At 70.7% G+C, this 7,842-nt stretch carries 8 protein-coding genes and 1 pseudogene; 4 read left to right on the plus strand and 5 right to left on the minus strand.

Going from position 1 to position 7,842, the window contains the following annotated elements:
- Window positions 1–603 precede the first annotated feature (603 nt).
- The 3 genes and pseudogenes from C1A38_RS29800 to C1A38_RS29810 form a co-directional block, all read right to left on the minus strand.
- Window positions 604–774: pseudogene (locus tag C1A38_RS29800) on the minus strand (antibiotic biosynthesis monooxygenase family protein); the annotation flags it as partial.
- 60 nt (window positions 775–834) lie between these two features.
- The gene (locus C1A38_RS29805; protein ID WP_102661014.1) at window positions 835–1,632 is read right to left on the minus strand and encodes an exodeoxyribonuclease III; all 798 of its coding nucleotides are present in this window, start codon (window positions 1,630–1,632) and stop codon (window positions 835–837) included.
- A 110-nt stretch (window positions 1,633–1,742) separates the two neighbouring features.
- On the minus strand, window positions 1,743–2,654 hold the full coding sequence (locus C1A38_RS29810; RefSeq protein WP_102661015.1) for a proteasome assembly chaperone family protein: 912 nt from the start codon (window positions 2,652–2,654) through the stop codon (window positions 1,743–1,745).
- A gap of 191 nt (window positions 2,655–2,845) precedes the next feature.
- Between C1A38_RS29810 and C1A38_RS29815 the strand changes: the two genes are divergently transcribed.
- Window positions 2,846–3,616 carry an EcsC family protein gene (locus tag C1A38_RS29815; protein ID WP_102661016.1) on the plus strand — a complete coding sequence of 257 codons (771 nt, stop codon included), beginning with the start codon at window positions 2,846–2,848 and terminating at the stop codon, window positions 3,614–3,616.
- Here C1A38_RS29815 and C1A38_RS29820 read toward each other — a convergent pair.
- Window positions 3,604–4,452 carry a GDSL-type esterase/lipase family protein gene (locus C1A38_RS29820; protein WP_102661017.1) on the minus strand — a complete coding sequence of 283 codons (849 nt, stop codon included), beginning with the start codon at window positions 4,450–4,452 and terminating at the stop codon, window positions 3,604–3,606. The genes C1A38_RS29815 and C1A38_RS29820 overlap by 13 nt on opposite strands.
- Before the next feature lie 180 nt (window positions 4,453–4,632).
- On the opposite strand from C1A38_RS29820, the gene C1A38_RS29825 reads away from it, so the two are divergent.
- Genes C1A38_RS29825 through C1A38_RS29835 form a run of 3 tightly spaced genes read left to right on the plus strand, consistent with a single transcriptional unit; the run spans window position 4,633 to window position 7,329 of the window.
- On the plus strand, window positions 4,633–4,896 hold the full coding sequence (locus C1A38_RS29825; protein WP_102661018.1) for a DUF6343 family protein: 264 nt from the start codon (window positions 4,633–4,635) through the stop codon (window positions 4,894–4,896).
- 16 nt (window positions 4,897–4,912) lie between these two features.
- Window positions 4,913–6,325 carry an NADP-dependent succinic semialdehyde dehydrogenase gene (locus tag C1A38_RS29830; protein WP_102661019.1) on the plus strand — a complete coding sequence of 471 codons (1,413 nt, stop codon included), beginning with the start codon at window positions 4,913–4,915 and terminating at the stop codon, window positions 6,323–6,325.
- Window positions 6,326–6,366: 41 nt separating this feature from the next.
- Window positions 6,367–7,329, plus strand: coding sequence for a TIGR03885 family FMN-dependent LLM class oxidoreductase (locus tag C1A38_RS29835; protein WP_102661021.1), 963 nt, complete (start codon window positions 6,367–6,369; stop codon window positions 7,327–7,329).
- Window positions 7,330–7,332: 3 nt separating this feature from the next.
- Here the strand turns inward: C1A38_RS29835 and C1A38_RS29840 are convergent, their stop codons facing one another.
- Window positions 7,333–7,842 (minus strand): GNAT family N-acetyltransferase, encoded by a 510-nt coding sequence (locus tag C1A38_RS29840; RefSeq protein WP_102661020.1) that lies wholly within the window; start codon window positions 7,840–7,842, stop codon window positions 7,333–7,335.

The raw sequence follows: 7,842 nt of genomic DNA on the forward strand, positions 1-7,842 counted from the left end.
CACCTGACTCACTTCGAATACCGCTACCTACCCGAATCTTGCTGAGATCACCTGATTGGACGAGATCCCTCGATGGCGTCTGGGGCGTAGGTGCCTGTTCCGCATGTCGAGGTCGGGCCGACTGTCCTCAGCTCGATTGGGCACTAGAGAAGTACGCCGATCTTGCGTCAGTGATGTTGCAGAAGGGGTGACCTGCGAGTCTCCAAGATCAACATCGTTTCGACCCCTCTGGTGGGTCAGGAGCCTACCGTCCACCAGTCACAGTGGAATTGATCTTTAATATAGTTATCCTCATCTGTATAACGAAACAGCCACGAACTTCAAGATCACCCGGTCCGTTGGTTGGGTGATCTTGATGTGTCTGGGTCTGGTTCGTTGGCTGCTGTCCGCCAGGTGGCCTGAGAGCGCCGGAGGGCGAGCGGCTACCTGGTGAGGGTCAACGGGTGGGGTGGCCGCGTACGCCGCTCAGTGCGCCCCTGGTGGCCCAACTTCTGTCGATCATCAGTAGCGACGTGATGATCATGCAAAACCACAGGTCATGGCAGTTGTAATCATGATCGGCAAGAGTAACCCAGAGTGACTATCTCTCTATCTGAAAACTGCCCAACGGGTGTACACGAAGTAGCGGCTCTCGCCGGCGACCGGGCGCAGCAGCTCGAAGCCGAGGAATCCGGGCGAATTCTGCACGGCCTGCGCCCGCGCGGCGAACCGCTTCTCCAACTCCTCGCCGGCCCCCGGCGGTACGTCGATTGCGTTGATCTTCACGACTGCCATGCCCTCACCCTAGACGCGCCCAGCGCCTGCCACGGCGCAGAGCCGCTCCTTCGCCCCCGGTCAGAACGTCTCGACGATCGGGGTGGGGCTGGCGTCGACGACGATCGGGGCGTGGTCGGAGGGCGACTTGCCCTTGCGGGCCTCCCGGTCCACGTACGCCGAGCGGACCGTACGGGCGAACGGCGCCGAGGCGTACACCAGGTCGATCCGCATGCCCTTGTTCTGGTGGAACATCCCGGCCCGGTAGTCCCAGTAGGTGAACGGGTGCGGCCCCTTCATCGGGGTGGGCACCACGTCGACGAGGCCGAGGTCACGCAATGCGGCCAGGGCGGCCCGCTCGGCCGGCGTGACGTGGGTCGACGTGGCGAACAGCGCCGGATCCCACACGTCGTCGTCGGTCGGGGCGACGTTGAAGTCGCCGCAGACCGCCAGGGCCGTTCCGTCGGTCAGTTCGGCGTCCAGCGCGTCCCGCAGCGCCGCCAGCCAGGCCAGCTTGTAGGCGTAGTGCGGGTCGTCGGGGGTGCGGCCGTTCGGCACGTACACCGACCAGACGCGTACCCCGTCGCAGGTGGCGGCGATGGCTCGGGCCTCGGGCTCGGGGAAGCCGGGCTCACCGGGAAAGCCGACAGTGACGTCGGACAGGCCGATCCGGGACAGGATGGCCACCCCGTTCCACCGGCCGTCGCTGTGGCTGGCCACGGTGTAACCCAGGTCGCCCACCTCGGCCACCGGGAAGGCGCCGTCGGGGCACTTGGTCTCCTGAAGGCAGACCACGTCCGGCTCGGTGCCGGCGAGCCAGTCCAGCAGCCGGGGCAGGCGGGCCTTCACCGAGTTCACGTTCCAGGTCGCCAGACGCATGGTGCCAGCCTGCCGTATCGGGGGCGGCTCCGTGCGCCGCCACCCTGAGGTTGTTAACAGGGGGCCCCTGCTCTGCACCAGGCGTTAACAAGGGGCCCTTCCTTACATCCTCATTCGTTGTTGGGGCGGGTCTGCTCGGCGAGGAAACGCTCCAGTTCGGCGCCGAGCTCCTCCGCGGTGGGCAGGGGGCCGTTCTCCGCCGCCAGCAGGTTCTTGCCTTCCCGACCCCGGGCGTACGCGTCGTACTGCTCCTCCAGCGCCTGGACCAGCGTGGCGGCCTCCTCGCTCTGCGCCACCTGACGGTCGATCTCCACCCGGACCGCCTCGGCGGCCGAGCGCAGCCCGTCGCGGGGCAGCAGCAGCCCGGTGCTGCGCGACACCGAGGCGAGCAGCACCTCGGCGGCGGCCGGGTACTCGGCCTGCGCCACGTAGTGCGGCACGTGCGCGGCGAAGCCCAGGGCGTCCCGACCGGCCTCACCGAGGCGGAACTCCAGCAGGTGACCCACGCTGCCGGGCACCTGGACCCGCTGCAGCCACGGCTCGTAGCCGACGATCAGCTCGCGGCGGGTGGCGTGCGCGGTCACTCCGGCGGGCCGGGTGTGGGGCACCGCCATCGGGATCGAGTTGAGCCCGACGGTGAGGCGTACGTCCAGCCGGGTGGAGAGCCCGGCGACGGCGGCGACGAACCGTTCCCACTGCAGGTCCGGTTCCGGCCCGGTGAGCAGCAGGAAGGGGGTCTCGTCGTCGTCGTGCAGCAGGTGCAGCACCAACTCGGGCGTGTCGTAGCTTTCCCAGTGATCCTCCACGAAGGTCATCACCGGGCGGCGGGAACGGTAGTCGAAGAGTTGGTCCAGGTCGAAGCGGGCGATCGGACGGGACTCCAGCGAGGTCAGCAGCTGCTCGCGGGCCAGCCGGCTGGCGTTGCCGGCGTCGACGAAACCGGTGAGTGCCTGGATCAGTACCGGTTGTCCGAGGTCGGGCAGATCGTCGGTGAGTTCGTAGAGCTCGTGTGGGTCGAGCACCGGTGCGGCCTCCCTGGTTGCGCGTAACGGGTCACCTTCGTTCACGGCTCCCCGATCGCCAGAACGTACCCGCCATCCTGGCGCATTCCTGCCGCGCCGGTCCGCGCGGCCCGGATTCGACCCGACCCTGCCTGAATAAGGCGTTGCGGTGTCGGGGTACACATGAGTCGGCACCACGGAAGGGAGAGTCGATGAGCGACCCGGCTGCGGCCGACGGACAGCCCGGTATCCCGGCGACTTCGGGACCCCGGCCCGCCGGCGACGCCCCCGAGACGCCACCGGTCACCCTCTGGGACCGGATGCGCCAGGACCCGCAGTACGCCCCCGAGCATCTCGCGTTGGAGGCGGTGCGCCGGCTCGGCCCGGAGGCCGCCGGTTGGGTCCGGCAGGCCCGCGCCCAGCGGCCCGAGGTCACCGCCGAAGCCCTCGCCGAGCAGGCGGTACGCCGGTTCGTCAACCAGGCTCGGCTCTCCGGTGCCGTCTCCGGCGCCGCCGGGCTGCCCGGCGCGGTGCTCGACGTCGGCGTGCTCGCCTGGACGCAGGCCCGCATGGTGCTGCACATCGCCGCCGCGTACGGCGTCGATCCGGCGCACCCGGACCGCGCCGCCGACCTGCTGGTCCTGCAGAAGGTGCACAAGGCGGCGGCGAGTGCCCGGCTGGCCCTGGGGGTGGCGGCGGGCCGGGAACGGGCCGGGGCGCTGTTCGGCGGTGGCGGCCAGACGACACTCGGCCGGGCGATGCTGCGGCTGGGTGTCCGGCTCGCCCAGATGGCCGGGGTACGGGCCGCGAAGCGGGTCTTCGCCAAGATCGTGCCGGGCGCCGCCATCATCCTGGGGACCTGGGCGAACTCCTCGGCCACCAAGAACCTCGCCGAGCGCTCGCGCGCCCACTACCGCCAGCACGGTGACCCGCACATTCCCCAGCCCCGCCGTTCTCCCGAGGCCGACGATCAGTCGGCGTAGCCGGAGGACCGCCAGGTCACCTCGGCCAGCCGGGACTGGCCGGCGGTGTTGGGGTGGAAGTAGTCCAACGGGTTGACCAGGTCCAGGTCGAACTTGACCCGGTGCACCGCGCCGCCGTCGTAGCGGCAGCGGGACCCGTAGGCGCGGCAGGCGGCCGACAGTTGCCTGTTGTAGGCGGCGACCCGCTCCTTGAACGCCGCCCGGCGGGCCCGGTCGGCCGCCGCCGTCGACGTGGGGTCGGCCAGCAGCGCCGGACAGACGCCGCGTCGCCAGGCCCGGGCCGCCCGTGAGTCGTCGTGCCCGACCTCCCAGAGCCGGTACAGGTTGGGGATGCTGACCACCAGCACCCGCGCCTTGGGACGGCCGTCGCGCAGCACCCGCAGGCCACGGTCCACCTCGGCCCGGAACTCGGGCACCGGGGTCATCGCCTCGATCGTGCCCCGGCAGGCGTCGTTGGCGCCGATCAGCACCGTCACGTAGTCGGCCCGGTCGCGTACCGCCGCCTCCGCCTGACCGGCCAGCGCGGCGGCCCGGGCGCCCGGGCGGGCATGGTTGTACGCCTTGTCGCGCAGGCCCGGGTTGCGGTCGAGCAGCCGCCGGTAGTGGCTGTCGACCCGCAGCCCCGACCCGGTCGACCAGGAGTTGCGTTCGCAGGAGGTGAGCACGAGGCAGGAGCCGAAACCGGTGGTGATGGAGTCACCGAGGGCGGCGACCACCTTGGGGGAGCCGGGCTGGGCGCTGCCGGTCGGCCGTGGTGTCACCTCTCCGCCCGCCTCGCAGGCCAACGCGACCAACGCGAGCAGGCAGACGGCGGCCGTTGTCCAGCGTCCCGGCATGACTTCCCCAGCCTCATAGCGCGCAGCAATGGCATGGTGACTGTACGCGTGGGTCCGGTGACGTTCGTGCCGCCTTGTCGGAGATGTGGCAGACCCCTGTCGCCGGGGCGGTGAGCGTGTTAAACGGCACCGGATCCGGTGCCGACGGTTAGGCCGGGTGCTGTCGGGTAGGTGGGAGTGATGACGAGATCACAGCCCCGGCGTGCCCGCGGCACGGTCGGCCACGCGAACAGCGCGCTCAACCTGCGGCTCGTGCTGGCCGGCTTCGGGCTCGTCACCATGGTCGTCTTCGCGGTGCTGGCGTTCCGCGCCGAACTGGCCTGGCTCGGCGTCGCCTGCGTGATCTTCGCGGTGGTCGCGGTCGTCGACCTGGCCGTCATCCAACGCCGCCGTGCCGCCCGCCGCCGTGAGGAGCCCGGCGTACGGCACTCGCTCTTCGAGTGACGGGAGAAAAGCCCTGATGACCATCGCCACCACGAACCCCCTCACCGGCCAGGTGCTCAAGACCTACGAGCCGATGTCGGACGAGCAGCTCAGCGGTGCGATCGAACGGGCCGACCTGGCGTACCAGCAGTTGCGCGGCACCACGATCGAGCAACGCGGGCAGTGGTTGACCGCGGCGGCGGACCTGATGGAGGCCGAACGCGACGACATCGGCCGGCTGATGACCACCGAGATGGGCAAGACGTACGCCGCCGCCAGGGCCGAGGTCAGCAAGTGCGCCGCCGCCTGCCGCTTCTACGCCGCCCGTGCCGCCGAGTTCCTCGCCGACGTCCCGGCCGACGCGACGGCGGTCTCCGCCATCCGGGCGTTCGTCCGCTACCAGCCGATCGGGCCGGTGCTCGCGGTGATGCCCTGGAACTTCCCGCTGTGGCAGGTGGTGCGCTTCGCCGCGCCGGCGCTGATGGCCGGCAACACCGGGCTGCTCAAGCACGCCTCGAACGTGCCGCAGACCGCGCTGCTGCTGGAGGACGTGATCCGCCGCGCCGGCTTCCCCGAGGGCGCCTTCACCACCCTGCTGGTCGGCTCCGAGGCGGTCGAGCAGATCCTGGCCGACCCCCGGGTACGCGCCGCGACGCTGACCGGAAGCGAGGCCGCCGGCCGCTCCATCGCGAAGATCGCCGGCCGCGAACTGAAGAAGACGGTGCTGGAACTGGGCGGCAGCGACCCGTTCGTGGTGATGCCCTCGGCCGACGTGGAACTGGCCGCCGAGGTGGCCACCACCGCGCGCTGCCAGAACAACGGCCAGTCCTGCATCGCGGCCAAGCGGTTCATCGTCCACACCGACGTCTACGAGGCCTTCGCCGAGGCGTTCGCGCACCGGATGTCGGCGCTGCGCGTCGGCGACCCGATGGACGCCGACACCGACGTCGGACCGTTGGCCAGCGAGCGGGGCCGCGACGAGGTCGACGCCCAGGTCCGCGACGCGGTCGACAAGGGCGCTACCGTGCTCTGCGGTGGGGAGAAGCCCACCGGGGAGGGCTGGTTCTATCCGCCGACGGTCGTGACCGACCTGGACCGGAGCATGCGGATGTGGGACGAGGAGGTGTTCGGGCCGGTCGCCGGGTTGTACCGGGTGTCGTCGTACGACGAGGCGATCGAGGTGGCCAACGGCACCGCCTTCGGGCTCGGCTCCAACGCGTGGACCCGGGACCCGCAGGAACAGGAACGTTTCGCCACCGACCTGGTGGCCGGGGCCGTCTTCATCAACGGCATGACCACGTCGTACCCCGAAATGCCCTTCGGTGGAGTGAAGAACTCCGGGTACGGCCGGGAGTTGTCCGCCCAGGGCATGCACGAGTTCTGCAACGTCAAGACGGTGTGGATCGGTGAGGGAACGGCCGGTGTCGGTGCCGGCGCCCACGCCGAGTAGCCCGGCTTACTTTCGGGCCGGCCTGGGTAGGGATGGCCGGCATGACGGCGATCGCGTTCCACGCTTCCCACGAGCAGATCCACCCGCGTGCCCTGCTGGAGGCGGTGTGCCACGCCGAGCAGGTCGGCTTCGCCGCCGCCATGTGCTCCGACCACTTCGCACCGTGGAGCGAGCGGCAGGGGCACTCGGGGTTCGCCTGGTCGTGGCTGGGTGCCGCGCTACAGGCCACCGGGCTGTCGTTCGGTGTGGTCAACGCGCCGGGCCAGCGGTACCACCCGGCGATCATCGCGCAGGCGATCGGCACCCTCGCCGCGATGTACCCGGGCCGGTTCTGGGCCGCGCTGGGCTCCGGTGAGGCCGCCAACGAGCACGTCACAGGCGACGCCTGGCCGCGCAAGGACGTGCGTAACGCCCGGCTGCGCGAATGCGTCGAGATCATCCGGGCGTTGCTGGCCGGTGAGGAGGTCAGCCACGACGGCCTGGTCCGGGTCGACCGGGCCCGGCTCTGGACCCGTCCCGAGCAGCCGCCGGCGCTGGTGGGCGCCGCGGTCAGCGTCGAGACCGCCCGCTGGTGCGCCGAGTGGGCGGACGGGTTGATCACGGTGAACGCGCCGACCGAACACCTCCGCCGCATGATCGACGCCTACCGGGAGGCCGGCGGTCGCGGCCCGGTGCACCTCCAGGTGCACCTGAGCTGGGCGGGTACGCAGGCCGAGGCCGAAGCGATCGCGTACGACCAGTGGCGTAGCAACGTCTTCGCTCCACCGGTCTGCTGGGACCTGGCCACCCCCGAGCATTTCGACGTGGTCTCCGCGCAGGTGCCGATGGCCCGGCTGGCCGAGGTCGTGAACATCTCTGCCGACCTCGGCCGCCACACCGGCTGGCTGGAGGACTACATCGAGTTGGGCTTCGACCAGATCGCCCTGCACCACGTGGGCCAGGATCAACGCCCCTTCCTGGACGCCTTCGGCACCGAGGTCCTCCCCAAACTCGCTCACCCCTGACGGTCAGAGGCGGCGGGTGAGGAGCTGGCCGGGCCAGGGGGGTCGGCCGGGGCGTTCCACGGTGAAGCCGGTGGTGGGGGTGAAGCCCTGGCGTTCGTACCAGCGCACCAGGGCGCCGTCGTCGCCGGCGTAACAGTCCACACGGAGCAGGTCGACGCCGCGCTCCCGGGCCAGGTCGGCGGCGTGCGCCAGCAGCCGACCGCCGATGCCGGCACCGGCGTACGCGCGGTCGGTGACCAGCAGGTTCACGTACAGCTCCGGTTCGGTGGCTGGTGGCACGTACTCAGTGGCGCCGCCCACCACCAGCGCCCCGACGGTCCGTTCCCCCACCTGCGCCAACCACAGCCCGCCCCCCTTGGCCCACCCATCGGCCTGCGCGATGCGACGCGGGTCGGTGGACGCCGGCTCCGTACCCCACTGCCCCGTGCGTCCCTGCTCCACCAACCACGCCGTGGCGTCGTCGAGCAGCCGCAACACCGCCCCCGCATCCGCTGCCCCACCCGCCCGCACCAC

This window comes from Verrucosispora sp. ts21, assembly GCF_002879555.1.
Taxonomy (GTDB): Bacteria; Actinomycetota; Actinomycetes; order Mycobacteriales; family Micromonosporaceae; genus Micromonospora; species Micromonospora gifhornensis.

Coding starts and splice junctions, on each gene's coding strand:
- C1A38_RS29805 (WP_102661014.1), bottom strand. CDS start 1,632: ATGCGTCTGGCGACCTGGAACGTGAACTCGGTGAAGGCCCGCCTGCCC.
- C1A38_RS29815 (WP_102661016.1), top strand. CDS start 2,846: ATGAGCGACCCGGCTGCGGCCGACGGACAGCCCGGTATCCCGGCGACT.
- C1A38_RS29820 (WP_102661017.1), bottom strand. CDS start 4,452: ATGCCGGGACGCTGGACAACGGCCGCCGTCTGCCTGCTCGCGTTGGTC.
- C1A38_RS29825 (WP_102661018.1), top strand. CDS start 4,633: ATGACGAGATCACAGCCCCGGCGTGCCCGCGGCACGGTCGGCCACGCG.
- C1A38_RS29830 (WP_102661019.1), top strand. CDS start 4,913: ATGACCATCGCCACCACGAACCCCCTCACCGGCCAGGTGCTCAAGACC.
- C1A38_RS29835 (WP_102661021.1), top strand. CDS start 6,367: ATGACGGCGATCGCGTTCCACGCTTCCCACGAGCAGATCCACCCGCGT.